The sequence below is a fragment of the Planomonospora corallina genome, assembly GCF_042650625.1.
Lineage (GTDB): Bacteria > Actinomycetota > Actinomycetes > Streptosporangiales > Streptosporangiaceae > Planomonospora_B > Planomonospora_B corallina.
Genome location: NZ_JBHSBM010000062.1, coordinates 1 through 24,905 on the forward strand (window position 1 = coordinate 1; position 24,905 = coordinate 24,905).

At 74.1% G+C, this 24,905-nt stretch carries 24 protein-coding genes; 11 read left to right on the top strand and 13 right to left on the bottom strand.

Annotated features, from left to right (window positions below; all coding sequences use genetic code 11):
• Positions 1–108: 108 nt before the first annotated feature.
• A complete protein-coding gene (locus ACFOWE_RS31390) occupies positions 109–813 on the bottom strand; it encodes a TetR/AcrR family transcriptional regulator (RefSeq protein ID WP_377294275.1) in 705 nt (234 codons plus the stop codon).
• Positions 814–963: 150 nt separating this feature from the next.
• On the opposite strand from ACFOWE_RS31390, the gene ACFOWE_RS31395 reads away from it, so the two are divergent.
• Both ACFOWE_RS31395 and ACFOWE_RS31400 read left to right on the top strand, forming a co-directional pair.
• Positions 964–2,199, top strand: coding sequence for an acyl-CoA dehydrogenase family protein (locus ACFOWE_RS31395; RefSeq protein WP_377294277.1), 1,236 nt, complete (start codon positions 964–966; stop codon positions 2,197–2,199).
• A 247-nt stretch (positions 2,200–2,446) separates the two neighbouring features.
• Positions 2,447–3,298: an SDR family oxidoreductase gene (locus tag ACFOWE_RS31400; RefSeq protein WP_377294279.1), complete on the top strand. Its 852-nt coding sequence runs from the start codon at positions 2,447–2,449 to the stop codon at positions 3,296–3,298.
• A gap of 37 nt (positions 3,299–3,335) precedes the next feature.
• On the opposite strand, the gene pobA is transcribed toward ACFOWE_RS31400, so the two are convergent.
• Positions 3,336–4,520 (bottom strand): 4-hydroxybenzoate 3-monooxygenase, encoded by a 1,185-nt coding sequence (gene pobA, locus ACFOWE_RS31405; RefSeq protein ID WP_377294280.1) that lies wholly within the window; start codon positions 4,518–4,520, stop codon positions 3,336–3,338.
• A 161-nt stretch (positions 4,521–4,681) separates the two neighbouring features.
• Here pobA and ACFOWE_RS31410 point away from each other — a divergent pair, with 161 nt between their 5' ends.
• Together ACFOWE_RS31410 and ACFOWE_RS31415 are read left to right on the top strand one after the other, a co-directional pair.
• On the top strand, positions 4,682–5,221 hold the full coding sequence (locus tag ACFOWE_RS31410; protein WP_377294282.1) for a 2'-5' RNA ligase family protein: 540 nt from the start codon (positions 4,682–4,684) through the stop codon (positions 5,219–5,221).
• A gap of 172 nt (positions 5,222–5,393) precedes the next feature.
• Positions 5,394–5,765, top strand: coding sequence for an effector-associated constant component EACC1 (locus tag ACFOWE_RS31415; RefSeq protein ID WP_377294284.1), 372 nt, complete (start codon positions 5,394–5,396; stop codon positions 5,763–5,765).
• A 109-nt stretch (positions 5,766–5,874) separates the two neighbouring features.
• Here ACFOWE_RS31415 and ACFOWE_RS31420 read toward each other — a convergent pair whose 3' ends face one another.
• The gene (locus ACFOWE_RS31420) at positions 5,875–6,240 is read right to left on the bottom strand and encodes a hypothetical protein (protein WP_377294286.1); all 366 of its coding nucleotides are present in this window, start codon (positions 6,238–6,240) and stop codon (positions 5,875–5,877) included.
• Positions 6,237–7,649, bottom strand: coding sequence for a zinc metalloprotease (locus tag ACFOWE_RS31425; protein ID WP_377294288.1), 1,413 nt, complete (start codon positions 7,647–7,649; stop codon positions 6,237–6,239). Before ACFOWE_RS31425 ends, ACFOWE_RS31420 begins: the two co-directional genes overlap by 4 nt.
• Positions 7,650–7,883: 234 nt before the next feature.
• Here ACFOWE_RS31425 and ACFOWE_RS31430 point away from each other — a divergent pair, with 234 nt between their 5' ends.
• Positions 7,884–8,237 (top strand): DUF3140 domain-containing protein, encoded by a 354-nt coding sequence (locus ACFOWE_RS31430; protein WP_377294290.1) that lies wholly within the window; start codon positions 7,884–7,886, stop codon positions 8,235–8,237.
• Between the two features lie 119 nt (positions 8,238–8,356).
• Here ACFOWE_RS31430 and ACFOWE_RS31435 read toward each other — a convergent pair whose 3' ends face one another.
• Complete coding sequence (locus tag ACFOWE_RS31435; RefSeq protein ID WP_377294292.1) at positions 8,357–9,169, bottom strand: SDR family NAD(P)-dependent oxidoreductase; 813 nt, start codon at positions 9,167–9,169, stop codon at positions 8,357–8,359.
• Positions 9,170–9,520: 351 nt separating this feature from the next.
• Here ACFOWE_RS31435 and ACFOWE_RS31440 point away from each other — a divergent pair, with 351 nt between their 5' ends.
• Both ACFOWE_RS31440 and ACFOWE_RS31445 read left to right on the top strand, forming a co-directional pair.
• Positions 9,521–10,405, top strand: coding sequence for a glycosyltransferase family 2 protein (locus ACFOWE_RS31440; protein ID WP_377294294.1), 885 nt, complete (start codon positions 9,521–9,523; stop codon positions 10,403–10,405).
• Positions 10,406–10,478: 73 nt separating this feature from the next.
• Complete coding sequence (locus tag ACFOWE_RS31445) at positions 10,479–10,676, top strand: DUF2795 domain-containing protein (protein WP_377294296.1); 198 nt, start codon at positions 10,479–10,481, stop codon at positions 10,674–10,676.
• A gap of 40 nt (positions 10,677–10,716) precedes the next feature.
• On the opposite strand, the gene ACFOWE_RS31450 is transcribed toward ACFOWE_RS31445, so the two are convergent.
• The 3 genes from ACFOWE_RS31450 to ACFOWE_RS31460 form a co-directional block, all read right to left on the bottom strand.
• Complete coding sequence (locus ACFOWE_RS31450; RefSeq protein ID WP_377294298.1) at positions 10,717–14,097, bottom strand: helicase HerA domain-containing protein; 3,381 nt, start codon at positions 14,095–14,097, stop codon at positions 10,717–10,719.
• A complete protein-coding gene (locus tag ACFOWE_RS31455) occupies positions 14,094–14,837 on the bottom strand; it encodes a hypothetical protein (protein ID WP_377294300.1) in 744 nt (247 codons plus the stop codon). Before ACFOWE_RS31455 ends, ACFOWE_RS31450 begins: the two co-directional genes overlap by 4 nt.
• 70 nt (positions 14,838–14,907) lie before the next feature.
• On the bottom strand, positions 14,908–15,915 hold the full coding sequence (locus ACFOWE_RS31460) for a DUF559 domain-containing protein (protein WP_377294301.1): 1,008 nt from the start codon (positions 15,913–15,915) through the stop codon (positions 14,908–14,910).
• A gap of 231 nt (positions 15,916–16,146) precedes the next feature.
• Here ACFOWE_RS31460 and ACFOWE_RS31465 point away from each other — a divergent pair, with 231 nt between their 5' ends.
• Complete coding sequence (locus tag ACFOWE_RS31465; protein WP_377294303.1) at positions 16,147–17,124, top strand: aldo/keto reductase; 978 nt, start codon at positions 16,147–16,149, stop codon at positions 17,122–17,124.
• Positions 17,125–17,151: 27 nt separating this feature from the next.
• Here ACFOWE_RS31465 and ACFOWE_RS31470 read toward each other — a convergent pair whose 3' ends face one another.
• From ACFOWE_RS31470 to ACFOWE_RS31480, 3 genes are all read right to left on the bottom strand, one after another.
• Positions 17,152–17,448, bottom strand: coding sequence for a DUF2795 domain-containing protein (locus tag ACFOWE_RS31470; protein ID WP_377294305.1), 297 nt, complete (start codon positions 17,446–17,448; stop codon positions 17,152–17,154).
• A gap of 10 nt (positions 17,449–17,458) precedes the next feature.
• Positions 17,459–17,665 (bottom strand): hypothetical protein, encoded by a 207-nt coding sequence (locus tag ACFOWE_RS31475; RefSeq protein ID WP_377294307.1) that lies wholly within the window; start codon positions 17,663–17,665, stop codon positions 17,459–17,461.
• 201 nt (positions 17,666–17,866) lie between these two features.
• Positions 17,867–18,559 (bottom strand): rhodanese-like domain-containing protein, encoded by a 693-nt coding sequence (locus ACFOWE_RS31480; protein ID WP_377294309.1) that lies wholly within the window; start codon positions 18,557–18,559, stop codon positions 17,867–17,869.
• Positions 18,560–18,741: 182 nt separating this feature from the next.
• On the opposite strand from ACFOWE_RS31480, the gene ACFOWE_RS31485 reads away from it, so the two are divergent.
• Both ACFOWE_RS31485 and ACFOWE_RS31490 read left to right on the top strand, forming a co-directional pair.
• A complete protein-coding gene (locus ACFOWE_RS31485) occupies positions 18,742–21,252 on the top strand; it encodes an ATP-binding protein (protein WP_377294311.1) in 2,511 nt (836 codons plus the stop codon).
• Positions 21,253–21,443: 191 nt separating this feature from the next.
• Complete coding sequence (locus tag ACFOWE_RS31490) at positions 21,444–21,806, top strand: MmcQ/YjbR family DNA-binding protein (protein WP_377294313.1); 363 nt, start codon at positions 21,444–21,446, stop codon at positions 21,804–21,806.
• A gap of 15 nt (positions 21,807–21,821) precedes the next feature.
• On the opposite strand, the gene ACFOWE_RS31495 is transcribed toward ACFOWE_RS31490, so the two are convergent.
• A complete protein-coding gene (locus ACFOWE_RS31495; RefSeq protein WP_377294315.1) occupies positions 21,822–23,153 on the bottom strand; it encodes an endonuclease Q family protein in 1,332 nt (443 codons plus the stop codon).
• Positions 23,154–23,266: 113 nt separating this feature from the next.
• The gene (locus ACFOWE_RS31500) at positions 23,267–24,133 is read right to left on the bottom strand and encodes a phosphotransferase family protein (RefSeq protein ID WP_377294317.1); all 867 of its coding nucleotides are present in this window, start codon (positions 24,131–24,133) and stop codon (positions 23,267–23,269) included.
• 81 nt (positions 24,134–24,214) lie between these two features.
• Here ACFOWE_RS31500 and ACFOWE_RS31505 point away from each other — a divergent pair, with 81 nt between their 5' ends.
• The gene (locus tag ACFOWE_RS31505) at positions 24,215–24,838 is read left to right on the top strand and encodes an IS5 family transposase (protein ID WP_377294319.1); all 624 of its coding nucleotides are present in this window, start codon (positions 24,215–24,217) and stop codon (positions 24,836–24,838) included.
• Positions 24,839–24,905: the final 67 nt, after the last annotated feature.

Consider the following 24,905-nt stretch of genomic DNA (forward strand, 5'->3'; position numbering starts at 1 on the left):
GCGGCAAGGCGCCCGCCCTCCCGGTCCGGGAGGGCGGGCGCTTTTTCGCGTTCCCCGGGACCCGCCGCGGACACGGCCCCGTTCCCACGCTCCGCCGGCGGCCTCCGCTCACGCTCCTCCGGAGAGCCGCGGGCCCTCCTCCGCCCCCGGCCGGGGGCGGGCGTCCCGTTCGGCGAGCAGGCGCGCGGTCTCGTCGGAGACCTCGGTGGCCAGCACGGCCGCCACCACGTCGATCAGGTGGCTGGTGAAGAGCCGCTCGTCCTTGCCCTCCGGCCCGGCGGCGCGGCGGGCCAGCTCCACGTAGGTCACCCGGATGGCCATGAAGCGCTGGTGCAGCCGCTTCACCGCGACCTCGGAGAGCAGCGGGGCGACCAGCTCGCGCCAGCGGTTGATGCTCTGGCCCGGGTCGGACTGCACGCTCCGCAGCGCCGGGAGCCGGCCGTGGTGGACGAGCTGCTCCATGATCCGCAGGTAGGACCGGCCGCCGTCGGGGTCGGCCAGCTTCACGGCCATCGGCCGTACCAGCGCGGCCGCCAGCGTGCGGCGCGCCTCGGCCTCCGGCAGGCCGCCCCGCGCCTCGTACTCGTCGAGCAGCTGGTGGCGGCGGGCCTCGATCTCGGGCTGGTGCTTGTCCAGCACCGCGGCCAGCAGCCCCGCGCGGTCGCCGAAGTGGTACTGCAGCGCCGTCGAGTTGCGCTGGCCCGCGGCCGCGTTGATCTCACGCAGGGACACCCCCTCGATCCCGCGCTCGGCGAACAGCCGCTCGGCGGCCGCCACCAGCCGCCGGACGGTGGCCTCGGGGTTGGGCGGCACGGTGCGCCTCCTTCCTGGCGGGTTCCCGGGCTCCGGGCGGCTCTTGATGGCCCGGGGAGCCCTCGCTAGGGTAATCATGCAAGTGACTGAAATCGCCAGGCATCCGCATCAAATCACGGCTGCACCGCCGAGGACAGAGGATTCGCACGCATGGCCATCGACTTCACACTCGCCCCCGAGCACGAGGAGATCCGCCGACGGGTGCGGACCTTCGTCCAGGAGACGATCATCCCCGCGGTCAGCGGCTTCGACGACGAGGAGAAGGTCCTCAGCCGCGACGAGTACATCCGGACCATCTTCGAGCTGCGCGGGAAGGCCAGGGCCGAGGGGCTCTGGCTGCCCCACATGCCGAAGGAGTGGGGCGGCATGGGCCTGGGCCACGTCGCGCTGGCCATGGTGCAGTCCGAGGCGGCCAAGACCCGGCTCGGCCCCTGGGTCCTCAACTGCCAGGCGCCCGACGAGGGCAACATGCACACGCTGCTGCACTGGGGCACCGAGGAGCAGAAGGAGAAGTACCTGCGGCCGCTGCTCGAAGGCCGCATGATGTCGTGCTTCGCGATGACCGAGCCCGAGGTCGCGGGCTCCGATCCCACGCTGATCCGCACGCGGGCCGTCAAGGACGGCGACGAGTGGGTCATCAACGGCCACAAGTGGTTCATCTCCAACGCCCGCCGGGCGAGTTTCGCGATCCTCATCGCCCGCACCGAGCCCGACATGCCGGAGGGCGCCCGCGGCGCCAACACCGCGTTCATCGTCGACATCCCGCAGGACGGGTGGAACGACGTCCGCGAGGTCGAGACGATGCACGGCTCGACCGGCCACAGCGAGATCGTCATCACCGACCTGCGGGTGCCCGACAGCCAGATCCTCGGCGGCCGCGGCAACGGCCACAAGCTCGGCCAGTACCGCCTCGGCCCGGCCCGCCTGGCCCACTGCATGCGCTGGATCTCGCAGGCCGAGACCGCGCTCGACATGATGGTCGAGCGCGCGCTCAACCGCTACAGCCACGGCTCGCTGCTCGCGGAGAAGCAGGGCATCCAGTGGCTCATCGCCGACTCGGCCATGGAGCTCTACCAGTGCAAGCTCATGGTCCTGCACGCCGCCTCGAAGATCGACAAGGGTGAGGACTTCCGCACCGAGGTCTCGATGGCCAAGCACTTCGTGGCCAACAGCCTCAACCGGATCGTCGACCGCGCGATCCAGGTGCACGGCGCGCTGGGCTACTCGACCGACACCCCGCTGGCCCACATGTTCCAGCACGCCCGCTGGGCGCGCTTCGCGGACGGGGCCGACGAGATCCACCAGATGCGCATCGCCGAGCGCACGATCGCGGCCTACCGGGCCACCGGCTCGACCAAGGCCGCCACGGGAGGACTTCCGCTTTGACGTCCTCCCCGACACGGGGGCCGGGGATTTCAGCGCTCGGCCTTCCGGCTGAGCCTGTTGGTTCGCGGTTCACAGGCCGGGCAGCTCCGAAGCCTCCCCGCGCAGACACGACACGTCCTGTCGCGTTTCGAACAGAGAACAGAAAACGCATGTCCCACTTGGCCATCGCGGGACATCGCGTCCATACATCAGACCGACAGGGCAGGCAGGGATTCCTGCCCGATCCGAAGGACGGGACCGACCCCACATGGCTGTGAACGAGGCAGAGAACAGGTTCGGCGCGGGCGGCGGCCTGCTCAGCGGGGTCGGCGGTGGCCCGGACGAGTCACGGCCGGTCATGTCCAGCGAGGTCCGCAGCGACCGGCTGGGGGGAAAGGTCGCCCTGGTCACCGGCGGCGGGAACGGCATCGGCGCCGGGGTGGCCCGGCGGCTCGCCGCAGGCGGGGCGAAGGTCGTGCTCGCCGACGTCGACGACGCCGCGGGCAAGGAGGTCGCCGAGGAGATCGGCGCGGTCTTCACGCACTGCGACGTGACCCGGCTGGAGGACAACCGGGCCGCGGTCGCCACCGCCGTCGAGCGGTACGGCAGGCTCGACCTGGCCTTCCTCAACGCCGGCATCTCGTCCGGCTGCGGACTGGGCGACGACTTCGACCTGGAGCGCTACCGCCTGGCGATGGGCGTCAACCTCGACGGCGTCGTGTTCGGCGCGCACGCCGCGCTCCCCGCGCTGCGGGCCGCCGGGGGCGGCACGATCGTGGCCACCGCGAGCATGGCCGGGATCGTCGGGATCCCGAACGACCCCATCTACGCCGCCAACAAGCACGCCGTCGTCGGGCTCGTCCGCTCCCTCGCCCAGGACCTGCAGTCCTCGGGCGTCAAGGTGCAGGCCCTGTGCCCGTCGTTCGCCGACACCGCGATCCTGGGCGAGGGCAAGGCGCTGCTGGAGGAGATCGGCTTCCCGATCCTGGAGGTCTCGGAGGTCGTCGACACGTTCTTCGAGCTGCTGGACAGCGAGGGCACGGGGGAGTGCTGGTTCGTGATCCCGGGCCGGGAGAGCCAGCCCTTCGCCTTCCGCCGCGCGCCCGGCCCCCGGGCCTGAACCCCGCAGGGCTCCTGCCGGGGACGGTCCCGCTCCCTCACACCGGGGCCGGGCCGTCCTCGAACGGCAGGCCGACGTAGTTCTCCGCCAGCGTCGTCGCGGCGGCCGCCGACGAGGTCACGTAGTCCAGGTGCGACAGCTGCAAGCGCCGGCCGTAGGCGTCGTCGGAGTCGAAGGTGTGCAGCAGCGTGGTCATCCACCAGGAGAAGTGCTGCGCCCGCCACACGCGCCTCAGGCAGGCCGCCGAGTAGCCGTCCAGCAGATCGGTGGAGCCGTCGGCGTAGAAGCGGGCCAGCGCCTCGGTCAGCACCCGGACGTCCGCCACCGCCAGGTTGAGCCCCTTGGCGCCGGTGGGCGGGACGATGTGCGCGGCGTCGCCGGCCAGGTACAGCCTGCCGTACTGCATGGGTTCGACGACGAAGCTCCGCATCGGCGTGACGCCCTTCTCCAGGATCTCGCCGGTGGCCAGCGTGAATCCCGGCACCGTCTCCAGGCGGGCCGCGAGCTCCGCCCAGACGCGCTCGTCGGGCCAGTCCGCGAGGCCGGTGTCCGGGGGCACCTGCAGGTAGAAGCGGCTGATCTCCGGTGAGCGCATGCTGTGCAGGGCGAAGCCCCGCTCGCTGTGCGCGTAGATCAGCTCCTCGGCCGACGGCTTGACGCGGGCGAGCACGCCCAGCCAGGCGAAGGGGTAGTCCCGCTCGTGGGCGGTGAGCACCCCCTCGGGGACCGAGGGCCGGCTCACCCCGTGGAAGCCGTCGCACCCGGCGATGACGTCGCAGTCCAGCCGCTCACCGCCGCCGAAGGTGAGGTACGGCCGGTCCGTGGCGACGTCGTGCACGGCCACGTCCTCCACCTCGAAGCGGAGGTCGCCGCCCGCGGCGAGCCGGGCGGCGATGAGGTCCTTGACGACCTCCTGCTGGCCGTAGACGGTGATGGCCCGGCCGGGGACGAGCCGCTCGAAGGCGATGCGGTGGCCGGCCCCGCCGTACCGCAGTTCGATGCCGTGGTGGGGGAGTCCCTCACGCCGGAGCCGCTCGCCGACCCCGGCGGCGACGAGGGTGTCGACCGTCCCCTGCTCCAGCACGCCCGCCCGCACCCGTTTCTCCACGTACTCGCGGCTGCGGCGCTCCAGCACCACCGAGGAGATCCCGCGCAGGTGGAGCAGATGGGAGAGCAGGAGACCGGCGGGGCCCGCCCCGATGATCCCGACCTGAGTTCGCATGGAGTGAGCATGATGGGCCGGGCGCGCCGCGGCGGAGCCCGCTCTTCCACTGAGCGGAAGCCCGGTGCGGGTTTCCCCGCCCCGCCCGGGCGGCCGACGCCGAACCCGCAGGGCGGGGCACCGGATCGCGGCACGGGTACGGCGGAAACCGATCGCCGCTGATGATCGACGAGCGCTACCCTTCGGTCATGGTCGCCGCGCTGGAGCTCTACCTCGACCCGGCCGCAGAGAAGCGGATCCGGACGCTCTGGGACGCGCTGGCCCAGGCCGGCGTGCAGTCGATGCGGGAGCTGCTGAAGGGCAGGCACCGTCCGCACGTCTCGCTGGTCGGCGCCCGGGAGCTGGACGGGCCGGCGGTGGCCGCGGCGCTGGCGGGCGTGGAGGCCGCCCCGCCGCTGGAACTGCGCTTCGACTTCGTCGGGCAGTTCCTGGGCCGGGTGCTCTGGCTCGGCCCGGTCCCCACGGCGGAGTTACTGGCCCACCACGCGGCGGTGCACGACCGGCTCGCCGCCGCCGGGATCGAGGGCTTCGACGTCTACCGGCCGGGCAACTGGGTGCCGCACTGCACGCTCTCGATGCGCGTCCCGCACCCGGCGCTGCCCGGCGCGATCCGGCTCTGCATGGACTTCCTGCCGATCCGGGCGACCGTGGCCGGCGCCGCCGTCGCCGACCACGCCAAGGACCTCTTCACCCCGCTCTGACGTCCCCCTCCCGAAGGCCGGGACGTCCTCCGGAGGTGACGGTGAGGGGCCGTGCGGGGGCCGCAGGACTCCCGCCCCGCCGTGAGGGGACCTCTTTACCCGGCTGTGAGGGGGGCGGAGTTCACGCGTGGACGCGCCCTGTCTACGTTGGAGGGGAAACGGGGGAAATGTCATGCATGTCGTGGTGAATGCCGGGACGGAGAGGCAGGACCAGCTCCGGGACCTGTACGGGTGGCTGCAGGAGGAGGCGGACCTGCGCGGCCGCGTGGTGATGGAGGAGCGGCCTCCGGATCCCGGCGCGATGGGGCCGGTCCTCGAAGCACTGCAGGTCCTGCTCGACTCCGGCGGAACGCTCTGCTCGACGGCCGCGGTGGTGGTCGCCTGGCTCCGCACCCGGACCGGGACGGTGAGCGTCCGGCTCACCGACGGCGACCGGGAGATCGAGATCGCCGCCGACGGGCTGAGGGACCTCGACCACGCCCGGGTCGACGAGATCACCGAGCGGGTCGTCCAGACGTTCCAGAGAGTCGACAGCCGGGGCTGAGCGGCGGCCGGGGCGGACCGCCCGGCCCGGCGACCACCGAAGGGCCGGGCGGACCGCGGTGCCGCCGGGGCCCGCGTGCGCCGGGGCCCGCGTGCGCTAGGGCGCGTCGTCAGCGGGCCACGGTGAGCACGCCGCCCTCGCAGGACAGCACGACCAGCTCGAAGGGGTCGCCCCGGCCCTGGGGGAAGGTGACCTGGACCCGGCCGGCCCCCCGGTCCCGCCAGCGTCCCGTGGCCGGCCGGGGCCGGTCGTCCGGGCCCGGCCGGAGCTCGACGAACGTGCCGTCGGGCCGGAACTCCAGCCCGTCCCGGACCCGCCGGGACGGCTGGAACGGGTGCTCGGCGGGGCGGTACACCCTGGCCGTCTCGGTGTCCTCCTCGTAGGCGTGCAGCCACGAGCCGACGATCTCCGGCGTCCCGTCCCCGGGCCCGGCGCCCCCGCCTCCCCCGGCGGGGTCCCCGCGGTGGCCGCTCATCCGCCCGGGCGGTCGCCGCCGACCAGGTGGATCGCGGTGCGGATGTCCCTCAGGACCTCGGTGACCAGCCGCTCGCTGTCCCGGAGCACCCGCGTCACCTCGCCGTCCGGCCGGGCCGCCTGCCCGACCGCGCCGTCCGTCACGCCGGTTCCCGCGCCGTCCGTCACGCCGGTTCCCGCGCCGTCCGTCACGCCGGTTCCCGCGCCGTCCGTCACGCCGGTTCCCGCGCCGTCCGTCACGCCGGGGGCCGCGCCGGGCGCGGGCCAGTGAGCCGGACCGGGGACCGGCCCGAAGTCCTGACCGGGGGCCGCGGCCTGGTGGAGACCGGCGGCGCCGGCCGCCGCACCGGGGGCGGACGCGGGGACGCCCGCCGCGCCGCCGGACGGGACGGGTCCGGCCGAGGTGAGCCCGGCGGGAGCGGCGCCGGACGGGACGGGGCCGGCGGGAGCGGGACGGGACGGGACGGCCAGGGCGTGCGAGGAGACCAGGAAGGACGCCCGCACCCCCTCCAGGCAGGCGTTCATCCGGGTGACCTGGCCCCGGGTGAACATGAACATGGCGTCGTCGTCGACGTAGTCCATGTAGTTCATGAACATGTCGCCGTGGGGCCCGTTGCCGCAGGAGACGTGCGGGAAGACGGGGGAGCCGGTGTTCGCGTCGGCCTGGTTCGGCGTGTCGGCGACCTTGTCGTCGCTGGTGCAGGCGCCGTCGTCGTCGCCCCAGATGTGGTAGAGGTCCAGCCAGTGGCCGATCTCGTGCGTCGCGGTCCGGCCGCCGTCGAACGGGGCCGCCGCCGTACCGGTGGTGCCGAACGCGGTGTGCAGGACGACGACGCCGTCGGTCTGCGGCGGACCGCCGGGGAACTGCGCGTAACCGAGGAGCCCGCCGCCCAACTGGCAGACCCAGATGTTGAGGTACTGGTCGGTGGGCCAGGGATCGGAGCCGCCGGTCGCGCTCGCCTTCACCGCGTCGTCGAAGCCGAACGACCTCCGGTCGGTCGGGACCCGGATGATCCCGCCCGTCGGCTCGCCCTCCGGGTCCACCGCCGCGAGCCGGAACTCGATCTTCGCGTCCGCGACCAGGGGCCGCCACACCTCCGGCACCTTCTCCCGGTCGGGATTGGCGGCCCGGAAGTCCCGGTTGAGCACGGCGAGCTGGCTGTGGATCTGGTCGTCGCCGATGTTCTGCTCCGGGACGGCGGGGTTGTGCACCACGTGGACCACGACCGGGACGGTGACCACCTCGCTGCGGACCGGGGAACGCCGGCCCCGCTCGTACTGCAGCGCCCGGTTCTCGATCGCCGCGCGCCGGGCGCGGTAGGTCATGCTCTCGTTGAGCAGTCTGCGGTGCACGAGCATGGTGCCGCACAGGTCGCGGGTCGGCGGTTGCGGGAGGTCGGGCTCGGTCACGGCGCACCATCCTTCCGGGATCGGACCGGGGCTGTGCGGAGATCTACCGCATCGGGAGCGCCTTCACGCCCGGCGGATCGCAATCTTTCACCGCAGGTCTTCCTCCGGGCGGGCGCCGCGGACGTCGCCGGGCGGATGCGCCGCCCGCGAGATTGACCGCGCTGTGCTGGGTACGGTGACCGATGCGCCGGCCCCGGGACGCACCGCCCGCGGCGGCAGGAGCAGGAGGACATCATGACCGACCGTTCGGATCCGGAGCGCGACCACCTGTGGGACGAGTTCCACCAGGCCGTCAACATGACCTCGGAGGAGCTGCGGGCCTTCCTGATGGCCTCGGCCTCGGGGGAGGAGGCCTTCCCGGTGGAGGCGGAGCAGGCGATGCCGGAGCTCGGCCGCGGGGTGCTGACCGTCCTGGCCAAGCGCAAGGTCGATCTCACCGCGGACGACCTCGACACGATGCGGCGGGTCGTGGAGCTCGTCGGCAGCATGAAGGACGGGGCCGCCGCGGGCGGGGTCGACGACGAGCGGCGGCGCGTCCTGATGGAGGTCGGCCACGACCCGCTCAAGCCGTCGCGGACCGAGGACTGAGCTCCGGGCGCCCCGCCCGGCTCCGGCAGGGTGAGGACCGCGAGGCCGCGCGGGGGCCGGCCCCCGCGTCCCGGCCCCCAGCTCGCACGGGGCGTCCCGCAACGTCACGTCCCCACGGGTCACGTCCCGGAGCCCGGCTCCGAGATGCGGCGGTGGGCGGCCGCCTTGGCCGCCTCCGGGGCGACCTTGGCGGCCCCGGCCATCAGCTTGTTCTTCACCGACCCGGCCACCACGTGGTCCTTGCCCGCCATCAGCGCCTCGAAGCCGGCCCGCGCGACCTCGGCGGGGTCGTCCTTGGGGCCCGCGCCGATCCGCGTGTCCTGCATCCCGGCGCGCTCGAAGAACTCGGTCTCCGTCGGCCCCGGCATCAGCGCGGTGACGGTCACGCCGGTGCCCTTCAGCTCCTCGCGGACCGCCTCGGCGAAGGAGAGCAGGAACGCCTTGGAGGCGGAGTAGACGGCCTGGAACGGGCCGGGCATGGTGGCGGCGATGGAGGACGTGAACAGGATCCGGCCCCGGCCGCGCCCCGCCATGTCCCGCAGGGCCCGCTTGGCGAGGTGGACGGCGGAGGTGACGTTCAGGTCGATGAGCCGCAGCTCGGCGCGGAGGTCCGTCTCCCGGGCGAAGTCGCCGCCGACCCCCACTCCCGCGTTGATCGCGATGGCCTCCACCGGGCGCCCGCCCGCGGTGGCGGCGGCGTACAGCCGCTCGACGCCGTCGTAGCCGGCGAGGTCGACCCGCACCTCCTCGACCCGGGCGCCCGACCGGCGCAGGGCGCGGGCGGCCGGGACGATCTCCTCGTCCTCGGCGGCCACGACCAGGTCGAATCCGTTCCGGGCGAACTCTCCGGCGAGCTCGTAGCCGATGCCGCTGGAGGCGCCGGTGACCACGGCGAGCGGCCTGGCCGGCGCCGTGCCCATCGGTGTGTCCATCAGCGCGCTCCTCTCGTTCGGGTCTCCCGCCCGTCTGCCCGCTCACCCGCCGTTCACACCGCGCCGGGCGGCGGGCGCGGGCGGATGCGGGCGGCCCGCGGGGCCGTCGGACGGGGCGGGAGTTTCCGGCGCGGGCGGAGGGGGTAAATGGCCGCTGCGACCGTCACACGCCGGAGGGGCGGACCTTCCGGCGGCAAGCCTGCCGGGCGGGTCCGCGCGGCAGGCCGGTCGCGCCAAGCCGCCCCGTTCCGGGACCGCAGCAGGGCCGTTCCCAGGCCCTCTCCAGGACCGTTCCGACGCCGGGCGCGGACACGACCCCCGGCCCCGTCCCGGCCGGCCCACCGATCGGATGTGAGCACCCTGACCCGTGATGATGCGGCGCGGCGCGTGACGGTGGTGGTCGCCAGCCGGGACCGCCGCCGCGATCTCGAACGGTCCCTGCCCCGGCACGAGGGCCCCGTCATCCTCGTCGACAACGGCTCGGCGGACGGCAGCCCCGCCTTCGTACGGCGGCGCTTCCCGCACGTGCGGGTGATCGAGCTGGGCCGCAACCTCGGCGCGCAGGCGCGCAACGTCGGGGTCCGGCACGCGGACACCCCCTACGTCGCCTTCGCCGACGACGACTCCTGGTGGGCGCCCGGCGCGCTGGAGCTGGCCGCTGACCTGCTGGACGCCTGCCCGCGCCTGGCGGTGCTCGCCGGGCGGATGCTGGTCGGCCCCGAGGAGCGGCCGGACCCGATCTGCGCCGACATGGCGGGCTCCCCCCTCGGGACCGATCCCGACCTGCCCGGCCCGAGCGTCCTCGGGTTCATGGCGTGCGGGGCGGTGGTGCGCCGGGAGCCCTACCTGGCGGCGGGCGGCTTCGACGACGTCGTCTTCTTCTACGGGGAGGAGGAACGGCTGGCCGTGGACCTGGCGGCGGCCGGCTGGGGGCTGGCCTACGCCGAGGAGGTGGCCGCCCACCACCACCCGTCCCCGGCCCGCGACCCGCACGGCCGGCGGGTCCTGGCCGTGCGCAACGCGCTGCTCACCGCCGTCCTGCGTCGGCCGTGGCCGGTGGTGGCCAGGCAGGCGCTCGCCGCCGCGCGCGGCGGGCCGGTGGGGCGGGAGGGGCTCTGGCACGCGGCCCGGCGGCTCCCCAGGGCGCTGGCGCGCCGCCGCACGCTGCCGCCCGCCGTCGAGGCGGCCAGACGGCTGCTGGAGGCGGGCCCCGGAGCGGTCCCGGCCACCCGGTGAGCGGACGATGAGTAACGAACCGTAACGCTGGGTAACGAAACCCGGTAAGTGTGTTCTCCGGGGGAGGAAGACCATGGGCAAGACGCTCAACCCGATCGAGCTGCAGAAGCACCTGTCGGGTGTCGACTATCCGGCCAGCCGCGACGACCTCGTGAGGGCGGCGCGCGAGCACGGCGCCGACGACGACCTGATCAAGGCGCTGCAGGAGGTCCCGGACCGGGAGTACGACGGTCCCAACGCCGTCAGCAAGGCGGTCGCCGGACGGAGTTGATGACCGGCCCGGCCCCGGCGGACCCCGGACGCGGGGTCCGTCAGGCCGGGGCGCGCCGTGCCCGGGCGACCACCTCCTCGGCGGTGAGCGGGGAGCGGGGATGGTGGCTCAGGCAGAGCGGGGTGCGCACCTTCGTGAACGCCGTCGTCTCGGTCGCCGCGTAGAACAGGCCCGTGCCCAGCCGTGAGACGTCGGGCACGTCACCGCCCTTGGCCCGGGCCGTCTCCCGCGCGGCGGAGATCTGGGCCGGGCTGTTCAGCAGGCCGAAGAGCTGGGTCGCGGCGTTGCCCGGGATCTGGTTGTGCAGCCCCTTGGGGGCCTGGGTCGCGAACACCAGGCCGAGGCCGTACTTGCGGGCCTGCGAGGCGAGGGCCAGTGTGCTGCGTGTGCAGGCGGTCACCGCGCCGGACGGCGCGAACGCCTGCGCCTCGTCCATCACGAGCAGGCCGCCCAGCGGCCGGTCACCGGCCGGGTGCTTCCTGATCCAGGCGAAGAGCGCCATCTGGAGCTGGTTGACGAAGCCCTGCCGCTCGCCGTCCGTCAGTCCGACGAAACTGATCACCGAGACGCGGGCGCGCCGCCCCGGAGGCGGGGCGAGCAGGAGGCCGGGGTCGGTCGCCGCGCCGGGGCCGTCGAAGAGGCGGTCGTTGATCTTCACGGCCCGCAGGGCCTCGGCCAGATCCGCCGCGATCCGCGCCGCGTCGCCGATCTGGCTGACCCCCTCCGGCAGGTCGGCCAGGAGCGTGATGAGGCCGTCCAGGCCGTGGCCGCCCCGCCGCCCGTGGTGGCGGATCGCCTCACGCAGCACCGCCCGGCCCAGCTGGGCCTTGTTCGTACCGGCCTGGAGCAGCTTCACCCGCGGCGTGATGGACGCGACGGCGGTCTCCACCGCCTCGGTGAACTCGTCCGGGTCACCGGCCAGGCCCGCGAAGTCGGGCAGGGGCTGGAAGCGGAGCGGGCGCCCGCCGTCCCGGCCCGGGGTCCAGACCACGACGTCGGTGCCCGCCAGGTACGCGGCGGCCCGGGCCGCGTCGCCCCCGGCCCACTCCCGCGGCGGCTCCGGCCAGGGATCCCCCAGCCGGGCGAGGTCGTTGTTGGGGTCGAGCACGATGGAGGAGACCCCGCGGAGCGCGCACTCCTCGACCAGGCGGCGGATGAGCACGGTCTTGCCGGACCCGGATCCGGCGAAGACGGCCATGTGCTTCCTGAACGCCTCCAGCTCGACGTCGAAGGGCGCTCCGTCCCCCTCCCGCCTGCCGAGCGTGACGCGCGGCGCGCCCGCGGCGCCGGGAAGGCGACCGTGCCACGGGGCGGGATCGAGCAGGTCGCCGCCGGGGAGTACCGCCCTCCCCGGCGGCTCACCGGAGGAGGAACCCCGGCCGCCGCCTGCGGGGGCGGTTCCCGCGTCCGCCAGCGCCTCGTTCAGCACCTTGACGTCGTCGGCCGGCCTGCGCGCGGCGAGCCACGCCTCCAGGTGCTCGGGCCGCTCCGCGAGCAGGTCGCGCAGGGCGGAGAGGGTCCGCAGGTCCTCGGCGGTCACGGCGAGGACCGTGCCGCCCGCCCGCTCGAACTCCGCGAGGACCTCGCGGGTACGGGGACCGGGCGACCACGGCGTGTTCCGCAGCAGGAACAGCCGGCGCTTGGGGACGCCGCCGTCGAGGCCCGCGGCCACCGCGGCCGCCCGCAGGCGGCTCAGCGCTGCGCCGGGGTGCAGGGTGGCGACGGCGCGGAAGCTCCAGTGCGCCTCGTCCTCGGTGTTCTCGTCCAGGCTCAGCCGCAGGCGCGCGTGGAGCGGGGGCTTCGCGCTCGGCGAGGGGTCGATGGCGAACCCCCGCCCGGCCTCGCCGCGCCCGGCGATCCAGGCGGCCAGTCCCGCCGCCAGCAGGGCGGGCATCACCTTGTCCTCGGTGGTGTGGTCGAGCGCCGCCTCCGCCACCGAGCCCGCGGCCTCCCGCAGTGCGGTGAAGCGGGCGTCCAGCGCGGCCAGTTCCCCGGCGGGCGTCTCGCGCGCCGGGAGCGCGGACCGTCCCGGCCCCGTTCCCGGCCCCGTTCCCGGCCCCGTTCCCGGCCCCGTTCCCGGCCCCGTTCCCGGCCCCGTTCCCGGCCCCGTTCCTGGCTCTGTCCCCTGCCGCGTCCCCGGCTCCGTCGCGGGTGCTCCCGCGGTGGGGGCGGAGTCCGCGGAGACGGCCCCTGCGGGACCGGGGCCCGCAGGGGCGGGCGCGGACTCCGCAGGATCCGGGCCGGTGAGCCGCTCCAGCTCCCGGACCTCCCCGTCGAACAGGCAGGACTGGACATGATCATGGATCTTGATCAGGAGCTGCCGGGGGGTGAACCGGGAGGCCTGCTCGAACGCGGACGGCCGTACCGGCCAGGTCGGGTGGGGCGGCTCGAAGCCGGCCTCGCGGAACCGTACGGCGAACCGCTTCTCGACCAGGGCGCGGCCCGTCTCGGCGTCCGGGATCGTCATGAGCTGGTGCGCCTGCCGGAACCGGTCGTGGGCGGTGTCGCTCACCGTGCGGATCAGCGTCCAGCTCACCGGGAGGCAGGAGACCACCGTGAGCGTCCGGCGGGTGGTCTCCCGCAGCGCCATCAGCCCGTGGGCGACCTGCTCGGCCACGCGCGTCCCGCTCGGGTCGGGAACCTCGCCGCCGTCGGTGGAGACCGACGACTGGGCGATCAGCACGTCGATCTGGTCGACCGCGATGACGGACGGCCCGGTGAGCGCGAGCAGGCGCGACAGGTCCCGGACGATCTCCTGGGGCGACCTGTGGACCGGGCGGATCCCCCAGCGCGCCCGCTCGCCCGGTTCCTCCTCGGGGCTGGAGGACAGGAACAGGTCGCCGACGTCCTGGGCCGCGAGGTCGTCGGAGGCGAGCAGGGCCAGCGCCCTGGCGGTGTCCTGGGTCTCCCGGCCGACCTGCCGGTCGAAGTGCCGCAGCTCCTCGATGAAGACGTCGAGGACATCCTTCGACAGCGCGGTTCTCCCGGTCACCGCGTCCCGCACCTGCCAGGGCAGGTTGATGAGCGCGGACAGGCGCCGCAGGAAGAGCGTGAGCTGGCTCTCGCCGTCGGCCGCCTCGCGTGCGAGGCCGTCGAGCATCGAGACCACGACGCTCTCCCAGAAACTCCTGGCGTCCAGCAGCCCGACGAGGAAGAAGTATCCGCGCTGCTCCTGGACCCGCCGCCGCACCCAGCCGAGCAGGTGCGTCTTGCCCGAGCCCCGCTGCCCCTGCACGACCACTCCGACCGGGTGGGCGCCGTGGCCGGCGGTGGCCTCGGCCAGACCCGCCAGGACGGCCTGGCCGGTCCGGCGGTGGAGGCCCTCCACGTGGAAGGGGGAGGGACCCCAGACGTCGTCGGGGCCCTCCGCCGAGTTGAAGCTGAGCGCGGCCAGCGCGTGCCGTTCCGGGCCCGTCATCATGCCCCGATCCACAGCAGGTGCTTCTCCTGGTCGCCGATGACCACCGCCGCCGCCAGGTCCTGCGGGGTGAGGATCTTGCCGTTCGACTCCGGGACGATGTTCACGTCCGGCAGGCCGTTCATCCGCACGAGCGCCGCGTCGACCTCCTGCTTCGCCGCGTCCCCGAGGAGCGGGCGGAGCCTGGTCAGGCTCACCCACGCGCCGGGCTCGGGGGCGAGGGCTGCGTAGGCGGCGCGGATGCGGGCCTCGAGGTCCTCCACCGGGACGCCGGTCCCGGAGGCGCCGGTCCTGGAGACGCCGGTCCCGGAGGTGTCGGTCCCGGAGGTGTCGGAGGCGCCGGTCCTGGAGACGCCGGTCCTGGAGGTGCCGGAGGCGTCGGCGGCGGGATCGCCGTGCGGGAGGAAGAGGTCACCGGGCCGCTGGCCGGTGCGCTCCATGAGGCGCCGCACCCCGAGGAGCAGGGCCTGGGCCACCGCCCTGCCGGCGCGGGAGGGAACGCCGACCCCCGCGCGGATCTCCTCGGCGACGCGCGCCCAGCCCCGGTCGGTCAGCTCGTGCACGAAGGACTGCCCGTGCCTGCGGCTCTCCACCAGCTTCAGCTCGTTCAGCCGCAGGCGCTGGGGGCCGGTGAGCGTCAGGCCGTAGCGGTCACGGAGAACGGGATTGGAGACCTCCCCCGCCTCGACCATCAGCACCACGAGGATCGAGACGTCCGCGAACGATAGTTTCTCGGAGAACAATCCCTTTTCGTCCTTTCGGCGTTCTTTTGACGTTATTGCGGTGTTTTTGAGATGTTCTTGCGGTGTTGTTTCAGTGTTCTTCCGGCCTTCCGGAACGGCGGTCCTCCACGAACCGCTCGATCCGCCGGAGCACGGAGCCCGTGTCGTGCAGCACCTGGGCGTTGGTGACGCGCAGGACGGCGTAGCCGTCCCGCCGGAGCAGGGCGTCCCTGCGCCGGTCGGCCTCGAGGGCGTGCGGGGCCCGGTGCTCGGGGCCGTCGATCTCGACGACGCACCGCTCCTTCCGCCAGAGCAGGTCCAGCCGGACCGGGCCGGCCAGCGGGTGCGGCCGGTGGGTCCGGTTCCACTCGCGCCCGGCCGCCCACGCGCACGGCGCCAGCGCGGACTCCAGGACCCGCTCCGCGGTGCTCCCCGGATGGGGCAGTCCGGCGGCGGGTCCGTGCCCGGCCGGGCGCGCCCGCCCGGCCGCCGGGGAGGGCGGGCAGGGAGCCGGGACCGCGGGCTCCGCGTGCGGTCGCACCGTCACCGTCGCGATCCGGTCGACGCCGGCGGGCGGGGCGCCGGTGAGCCAGACACCGAGTTCGCTGCGCTGGGCGAGCCACTCGCACCCCGCGACGAGCACCTCCTGCCCGGAGGCGGAGAGCCCCGCGGGCAGGTGGACGAGGAGCGCCGTGCCGGGACGGCCGGAGCCCGCGGCGAGCGCCCGGGCGAGGCCGGTGGCGCGCACCTGCGGGGTGAACCTCTCGACCGCTCGGGCCCGCCCCAGCAGGGCCGCCTCCGCGAGGTCGGCGAGGAAGGGCCCGAAGGAGCGGGTGGTGGCCGTCCGGCGGGCGAGCGCCCGCACGGCGCGCACCGCGGCGGTCCCGGCCCCGTCGATCCCCTCCGCGTCCGGCAGCCAGGCGGGGAACAGGCCGAGGGCGGCCTCCTCCAGCTTCCGCAGCGCGCCGGCGACCACCTCGGCGGCGCCGCGCGCCTCACCCGGTGAGTACGGCAGGACCGCCGGTGTGTTGGCGCAGGGCGGCTCCGGCGGAGATGGAACGCTCCCGTCCGCGCAGCGGAGATGGACGACGCGGTCCATCGGCAGCTCCGCCCACGACCGCCTCACATCACGTCCCTCTGCTCCTGGATGAGCCGACTATGCCGAGAATGCGAGGCACGGGCAAGCAAGTGAGCAGTTTATGGATCAATTACTAAATTAGGAATGTTTATGTCATTTGTATAATCAAGGATTGATTCGTCCCATGTCGAGGGAGGGCGGAGACCGTCCCCGCCTCAGCGTGGCGGGAGCGGTGAGACTACGATCGTCCACGTGGAACAGCGGAAACTGGGCAGGACCGGCAGGAAGATCGGCGTCGTCGGGTTCGGCGCGTGGCAGATCGGCGGCAGCTGGGGCGAGGTGCGCGAGGACGAGGCGCTGGCCGCCCTCGAGGCCGCGGTCGACGCCGGGGTGAACTTCATCGACACCGCCGACGTGTACGGCGACGGCCGCAGCGAGCGGCTCGTCGGGCAGCTGATCAGGAGCAGGCCCGGGCTGACCGTGGCCACCAAGATGGGCCGGCGCGTCCCCCAGGAGCCGTCGGCCTACACCCTGGACAACTTCCGCGCCTGGACCGACCGGTCCCGCGCCAACCTCGGGGTGGACACGCTCGACCTGGTGCAGCTGCACTGCCCGCCCACGCCGGTCTACTCCTCCGGCGCGGTCTTCGACGCCCTGGACACCCTGGTGGAGGAGGGCCGCACGGCCGCCTACGGGGTGAGCGTGGAGACCTGCGAGGAGGCGCTGACCGCGATCGCCCGGCCGGGCGTGGCCACCGTGCAGATCATCCTCAACGCCTTCCGGCTCAAGCCGCTGGAGCGGGTGCTCCCGGCCGCGGCCGAGGCGGGGGTGGGCGTCATCGCCCGCGTCCCGCTCGCCAGCGGCCTGCTGTCGGGCAAGTACGACGAGTCGACGACCTTCGCCCCCGACGACCACCGCTCCTACAACCGCCACGGCGAGGCGTTCGACGTCGGTGAGACCTTCTCCGGCGTCGACTACGCCACCGGCCTGGAGGCGGTGCGCCGCCTGCGGCCGCTGGTGCCGGAGGGCATGACCACGGCCCAGTTCGCGCTGCGCTGGATCATCGACCAGCCCGGTGTGTCCGTGGTCATCCCCGGCGCCCGGAATCCGGAGCAGGCCCGCGCCAACGCCGCGGCCGCCGAGGAGCCTCCGCTGCCGGAGACGGCGCTGCGGGGCGTGCGGGAGGTCTACGACGAGCTGGTCCGGCCCCAGGTCCACCACCGCTGGTGATCCCCGGGGCCGGCGGAACCGGCCGGGTCAGTGCTCCCGCAGGTGCTCGCTGATCCGGCCGTGTCCCGCGCCGGTCCGTTCCCGGGCCTGCATGGACCGGTCGGAGGCCGAGAGCTCCTCGCCCTCCGACGGGTCGCGGGGGACCGAGCGCAGGATCTCGTCGAGGTTGTCGTAGGTGCCGAGCGGCAGGGCGGACAGCACGCGGATCACCGGCTCCTCGGCCCCGGCGCCGGTCGCGTGGCGGACCACCGCCTCCTTGTCGGCGGGATAGTCGAGGCTCATCAGCGCACGGCGGATGAGGCCGGGGTCCGTTCCCTTCGTCATGACGTCCTCCTCACCGCTCGCCCCGCGGCGGGCGCTCGGACTGCGGGCCCCCGGCGCGGTCGCCGCCGGTCTTGCGCGGGCGGTTCCCGGGATCGGACTGCAGGGCCTCCTCGACGTGCTCTTCGAGCTCGTGCTCGCTCAGCCCGTGCTCCTTCTCCATGTCACCGCGGAGACGGGCGCGCTTGGTGTCGTAGGCATGGCTGCCGGGACGAGGCATGGGACACCCCTCCTTTCTCGGTCCTCGGCTCCGTTACCCCCCTCACCGGTGGTCACACCTCGCCGACCTGCGGCGGAGCCGCGCACTCCGACGTCATCGGGGGTGCGGGCCGCCAGGGCGTCGCCGGGGGCGCCGGGGGCGTCCCCGCCTGAGGGCGGGGGCGGTCAGGTGTCCCGTCCCGCGGGCGGGGGTGGCGGCCGGTCACAGGTCGGGGTCGGACTCCGGGGGGCGGGTGGCGTCGGTCACGAACAGGCCGGCGAGGGCGCCGTCCGGCAGGGTCACGGCCATCGCGTGCACGCCGGCCCCGTCCATCCGCTCCAGCAGCCCCTCCAGGGACTCGGCGGGGCGGACGGTGGTGATGTCGTGGCACAGGACCTGCTCGGCGGCGGCGCCCGGCGGGGCGTCCTTCAGCTCGCCGGACCCGACGAGGCCCTGCACGATCCTGCCCTCCCGGGTGACCACCACGGCCACCCCCGCCGGGTCCGCCAGGATCCGTTCCCCGAGGTCCTCCACCGGATCCTCGGGGAACGCGACCACCGGGTCGCGGCGCATCACCCGGGAGACCAGGACGGCGTGCCCCTCGTAGGGGAGGCCGGCCGCCAGCCAGTCCATCTTGCCCGCCGGATAGTCGTACACCTCGCCCGCGCCCAGGCGCTCCAGCCGGTGGGCGGCCCGCGCGCTCAGGTCGCACATCCAGTCGTGGCAGTAGACGACGACGGGGCGGGACGGGTCCTGGTCCGCGGCGACCCGCCCGTCCAGCTCACCCAGGGGCAGGTGACGGGCGCCGGGGAGGTGGGCCCACTCGTACTCCGCCCGCGGGAGCACCTCCAGGAGCCGCGCGTCCCGCCCGTCGATCAGATCCCGTACGGCATCGCGGTCGATTCGCTGCACCATAGGGGCAGCCGTACCCAAGACGACCGGCCCGACTCGGGAGAAATTGCACTATATATAAATAAAATAACTATATATCTGCATTGTAGTGACTTGAGGTGGAAAGGCTGGTTTCTAGCCCCTGCTCCGGCCTCAGGCACCGGGTCAGGCCGATCGCACGCAGGGACGCGGAGGGGGACGCGGCCGTGACGGCAGAAGACGGCGTTCACGATTCCCGGCGCACGGGGAGCACAGGCCTGCTCGACCTGCCGGAGATGCCCGAACTGGACCACCTGACCCGCGTGACGGCCCGCCTGCTGGACACACCGGCAGCGCTGGTGTCCCTGACCGACCACGACAGGCAGGTGGTGGTCAGCGCGGCCGGAGCGGCCGAGCCGCAGGCGAGACGGCGCGATCCTTTGCCGCCCGCGTTGTCCGAGCAGGTCACGGCCGCCGACGGGCCGCTGGTCGTGCCGGACGCCCGTGCCGACGAGCGGCTGCGCGCGGACCGGAGCATCGGCGGTCTGGAGGCGGCCGCCTGCGCCGCGTTCCCGCTGCACGGAAGCGACGGCGAGACGCTCGGCGCGCTGTGCGCGATCGACACCCGGCCCCGCCGGTGGAAGCGGGCGCAGCTGGAGATGGCCCGCGACCTCGCCCGGACGGCGGAGGGGGAGATCAGGGCCCGCCAGGAGGCTCAGCGGCTGTGGGCGATCATCGACAACGCCTGCGACGCGTTCGTCTCGGTGGACGGGACCGGGACGGTGCGGGAGTGGAGCACCGCGGCCGAGCGGTTGTTCGGCTGGTCCGCGGCCGAGGCCGTCGGCCGGCGGATGAGTGAACTGATCATCCCGGAGCGGCTGCGGCGGTCCCACGAGGAGATGCTCCGGGCGTACGGGGCGGGCGGGCCTCCGGCGCGGCGCACCGAGCTGACCGTGGCCGACCGGACCGGCCGCGAGTTCCCGGCGGAGATGACGTTCCAGACCGTCGCCGGGCACGGTGAGCGGGCCCTCCACGCCTTCCTGCGCGACATCACCGACCAGTGCCGCGTCCAGACGCTGACCAGGGCTCAGCACGCCGCGGCCCGGGTGCTGGCCGACGCCGCCTCCAGCGAGGAGGCGGCCACCGGGGTGGTCGCCGCCGTCACCGACGCCCTGGGCTGGACCTGCGGCGAGTACTGGCAGGTCGACGCCGACGGGACCGAGCTGATCCGCGTCGGCTCGTGGGCCCGGCCCGGCCGGGACCTGTCGGCCTTCGCCGGCGAGGGGACGGCGCCCCTCCGGCAGGGCCGGGGACTGCCCGGCCGGGTCTGGGCCGCCGGCCGTGAGATCTGGATCCCGGACATGCGGGCCGACCCCGGCGGCCTCGCCCGCGCGCAGGACGCGCTCCGGGCGGGCCTGCGCGGGGCCATCGCGCTCCCGGTGCGCAGCGGCCGGACGATCCTGGGCGTCCTGGCCTTCTACAGCGACGACGCCCAGGAGCGCGACGACGAGCTGACCGCGCTGCTCGACGGCGTCTGCGCCCACGTCGGCCGCTACATGGAGCGCCGCCGGGCCGAGGAGCTGGAGCTGGCCCTGGCCGCCAGCCGCCACCAGTTCAACCAGATCGTCACCCACGTCAACGACGACGTCTGGATCGCCGAGATCACCCCGGAGGGCAGGGCGCGCCCGGTCTACGTCAGCACCGCGGGCGCCGGCGTGCTCGGCAGGCAGGTGCCCGTCGAGGAGGACGAGAACCGTGACATGGTCGCCATCGTCGGCCGCTACGTCCACCCCGGCGACCGGCGGGAGTTCACCGCCTTCTGCGACCGGCTGATCTCCGGGAAGCCGGCGGAGATCGAGTGCCGGCTCCTCGGCCTGGACGGGGTCACCCGTTGGGTGTGGATCCGGGCGCTGCCCCGCAGGGAGGGCGGGCGGCTCTTCGTCGACGGCATCTCCACCGACGTCACCGAGCGGCACAGGATGCAGGAGGAGCGTGAGCGCCTGCTCGCCGAGGAGCAGCGCCAGGTGCAGCGGCTGCGGGAGCTGGACCGGATGAAGGACGAGCTGGTCGCGCTGGTCAGCCACGAGCTGCGCAATCCGATCGGCGCCATCCGCGGCTACAGCGAGATGCTCCTGGACGCCTCCGACCTGGACGAGGAGCACCGCATGTTCGTCGGCGTGATCGACCGCATGAGCGCCCACCTGCAGCAGCTGGTCGACGATCTGCTGGACCTGGCCCGGCTCGACGCCGGGCGCATCGCCATCGACCCCCGTCCGCTCTCCCTGACCCGGCTGGTCCGCCAGGCCGTCGACGACCACCGGCCCGAGGCCGAAGCCGGGAAACTGACCGTCGAGGTCGACCTGGCCCGCCACCTGGGCGTGCACGCCGACCCGGTACGGCTCCGCCAGGTGCTGGACAACCTGCTCTCCAACGCGATCAAGTACACCCCCGAGGGCGGCTCCGTCACCGTCACCGCCCACCACGACGGGGGCGAGGTGGTCATCGACGTCGCCGACACCGGCATCGGCATCCCGGCCGAGCAGTACCCGAAGTTGTTCACCCGGTTCTTCCGCGCCTCCACCGCCCAGGAGGCCGGGACCAAGGGCACCGGCCTGGGGCTGGCCATCACCAGGGCGATCGTCGACGCGCACGGCGGCGGCATCACCGCCACCCCCCGCGAGGGCGGCGGCACCGTCTTCACGGTGCGGCTCCCGGCCACCCCGGCGGCCGGCGCCTGACCCGCCCGGCCCGTCCGCGTGCCACCCCGGGCGGAGCACCGGAGCGCCGGCGCACCACGCGCCGCCCGAGGGAGCGCGGATCAGACCACCGTCGCCGCCCGGGAACCCGATTCGTGCGATCATGCCCGAGGGAGCGCGGATCAGGCCGCCGCCGCCACCCGGGAACCCGATTCGTGCGATCATGGTGGACTGTGTCTGATTTCGATCGTGTGCGCGGCATCGCGCTGGAACTGCCCGAGGTCGAGGAGTCGGTGTCCTGGGGCACTCCCGCGCTGAAGGTCCGGGGCAGGCTCTTCCTGCGCCGCCACGAGGACCCCGCGCTCACCGTGGTCAAGGTCTCCCCCCAGGAGCGTGGGGCTCTCGTCGCGGAGCGCCCGGAGGTCTTCATCGTCACCCCGCACTACGAGAACCACCGGTACATGCTGGTGAGGACGGGTGATCTGCCCGACGACGAGCTGCGCGAACTGGTCACCGAGGCCTGGCGGCTGAGCGCCCCCCAGCGGCTGGTGCGGGCCTTCGACGATGGAGCCGCCGGAGACCGGGCCCCCGGTTGATCCCCTGATCCCCGGTCAGGCGTCGCCGTCGCTCTCGCCCTCGCAGGCCGCGGACCGGCGTCCCGCCTGGTCCCGTCCGTCGGAGCCGTCCCGCCTGTCGAGGCCGCCGGGGCCGGAGACCCGGATCGCGCCGTACTCGCCGTCGTAACCGGGGTCCCGGGACACCTCGCCGCGGCGGAGCCGGCCGACGGCCTCCGCCAGCGGCGGCGAGCAGGCGGCGATGTCACCGAGGGGCGTCTCCTCCAGGATCACCAGCTCGGGCCCGAGCGCGGCGGTGAGCCGGTCGACCTCCGTCCGTACCCGCTTGCTGCCCGCTCCCACCCCCAGGACCTCGCCCACGATCTCCAGGAGCGGGACGAGCGCGCGGAAGCCGGCCGCGTCCTCCGGCCGGGCGTCCTCCGGCCGGTCGGCCAGGTCCTCGACCCGGCTCAGCACGCCGACCGTGAGCTTCCTGCCGCACACGGGGCAGACCCCGCCGAGCTCGCGCGTCTCGTGCGGCTCCAGCCGTACCTTGCACCTGCGGTGCCCGTCTAGGTGGTACCTGCCCCCCTCGGGGAAGAACTCGACCGACCCGGCGTGCCCGTCCCCGGTCCGCAGCGCCCGCAGCACCGCGAAGTAGTCCAGGTCGGTCTCGAAGACCGTGGTCTCGCGGCCGATCCGGGGCGGAGAATGCGCGTCGGAGTAGCTCACCAGCCGGTAGCGGTCCAGGCCGGAGACCCGCCGGTTCATCGCCGGATCGCTGGACAGCCCCGTCTCCAGGGCGAACACGTGCCCGGTGAGGTCGCCGAAGCACTCCTCCACCGTGTCGAAGCCCGACTTGGAGCCGAACAGGCCGAACCACGGCGTCCAGACGTGCGCGGGCACCAGATGGGCGCCGTCGCCGCAGCCCAGGACCACCTCCAGCAGGTCCCGGGAGTCCATCGCCAGGACGGGCCTCCCGTCCGAGGCCAGGTCGCCCGCGCGCCCGGCGGCGCGGTTGAACGCCTCCGCCGCGTCGAAGCCCGGTACGTACACCAGGTGGTGGATCTTCCGGGTACGCCCGCCGCGCCGGTAGACCGCGGCGACCTCCACCGAGAGCATGAACCGGAGCGGTCCTGCGGCCAGGCCGGGCGGGAGACCGCCGGTGACGGCCCGCTCCAGGTCGTCGCGGAGCCGGAACAGCCCCGGTTCCGCGGGCACGAGGCACTCCCGCAGCCGGCCGTACCAGGCGGGGTGGGTGAAGTCACCGGTGCCCATCAGCGTGACGCCCTTGCGCCGCGCCCAGGCGGCCAGCTGCTCCAGGTCGCTGTCCCTGCTGCAGGCGCGGGCGTACTTCGAGTGCATGTGCAGGTCGGCATGGAAACGCATCCCCGCCGTCCTTCCCGCGGAACGGGACGGTATGCCCTCGCCGGGTGCCGGGTGCCGGGTGCCGGGTGCCGGGTGCCGGGTGCCGGGTGCCGGGTGCCGGGGGGGCTGGGGAGTCAGGCGAAGGTGGGGGAGAGGCGGGCCAGGCCGGCTTCCGTGTAGTGGCGGGCGCCGGTGCGCACGCCGTACGCGATGTCCTCCAGGAGGGCGCAGCGGGCGTAGAAGACGGCCCGCTCGCGGTCGGCGTCGTCCCAGCGGCCCCCGCAGGCGCGGTAGCAGTCGGCCGCCGCCGCGAAGACCTCCGGGCCGAGGTCCCGGTGGACCAGCGCGAGGTCGTAGGCGGGGTCGGCGAGGGCCGCGTCCGTCCAGTCGATGACGCCGGTGACGGCGTCCGTGGCCGGGTCCACCAGCACGTGCTCGTCGCCCAGGTCGTTGTGACAGAAGACCAGGCGGTCCGGTCCGGGCGGGGGCGTGCGTGCGAGGAAGTCCTCCACCCGGCGGCGCTCCGCCTCCGGCACGAGCCCGGCGATCCGCCGGTGGTCCTCCACGGCCTCGTCGAGCAGCTCCTCGGGCGCGGAGACGTCCTGCGGCACCAGCCTCCCCATGGTCTCGGCGGGAGCCCCGTGCAGGCGGGCGGTGAACTCGCCGAGGACGGGGGCCAGCCGTACCGGATCCGCCACCGGGTGCTCGCTCAGCGGCAGGCCGGGCAGCTTGGCGTAGGCCAGGACGCCCGCCTCGGCGTCGGCGAAGACCACCCGCGGGACCGGCAGCGGGGAGAGCCAGGCCACCGCCGCCAGCAGCTCCGCCTCGCGCCGGACCAGCTCGCCCCGCTCGGCCGGGTCGGCCGCCTTGCTCCGCCGGACGACCAGCTCGCCGTTGACCTCGTAGGCGACGTTGTCCCACCCCTCGCCGAGCCTCGTCACCGAGCGGACTTCGAACCCGGGCAGGTGCCGGGCGAGCAGTACGGACATCTCGTCGATCACACCCGCACCCTAGGAGCTGTCTGGGGTTCGGATCCAGGTGTGACCCGGTGGCGGGCCGGCCGCGGCTGGTAGAACTCGGACGTGGCGCGTTTTGATGTGACGGATGCCGAGTGGGCGTTGATCGAGCCGTGTCTGCCGGTGGCGGCCACCGGGCCGCTACCGCGGCGGGTACGGGATCAGTTCAACGGGATCCTGTGGCGGTTTCGCACCGGGTCCGGCTGGCGTGACGTCCCCGAACGCTACGGGCCGTGGTCCACGCTGTATTCCCGGTTCAACGGCTGGGCCAAGGCCGGGGTGTTCCAAACCCTGATGGACGCGCTGATCGCCGAGGCCGCCTCGCGCGGGCAGATCGGGCTGGAGCTGGTCAGCGTGGACTCCACGATCGTGCGGGCGCATCAGGAGTCGGCCGGGCTGGCCGTGGCCGGGGAGACGCTGGATGCGCTGGAGCAGGCCCTGACCGAGGAAAAGGGGGCTGCGCTGGAGCAGCAGCCGCCGGTGCTGCGGGCGGTGCGCCGCAGGTCACCCCCGGCAAAGAAGGACCAGGCGGCCAACCGCAGAAAGAAGGGCAGCCGGGGCGGCCGGCCCGTCGGCCACGACACCGGCCTGTACGAGGAGATCGCCGGTGCCGCCGTCTATCTCGCCGGGCCGGGCGCGGCCTTCGTACACGGCGCCACCATCGTCGACGGTGGCCGGATGGCCATCTGACGTCATCGACGACGGCCGGACGGCAATCCGGCCGAGGGCCCGGTACGGCGCTGGAGCGCCTGCCGGG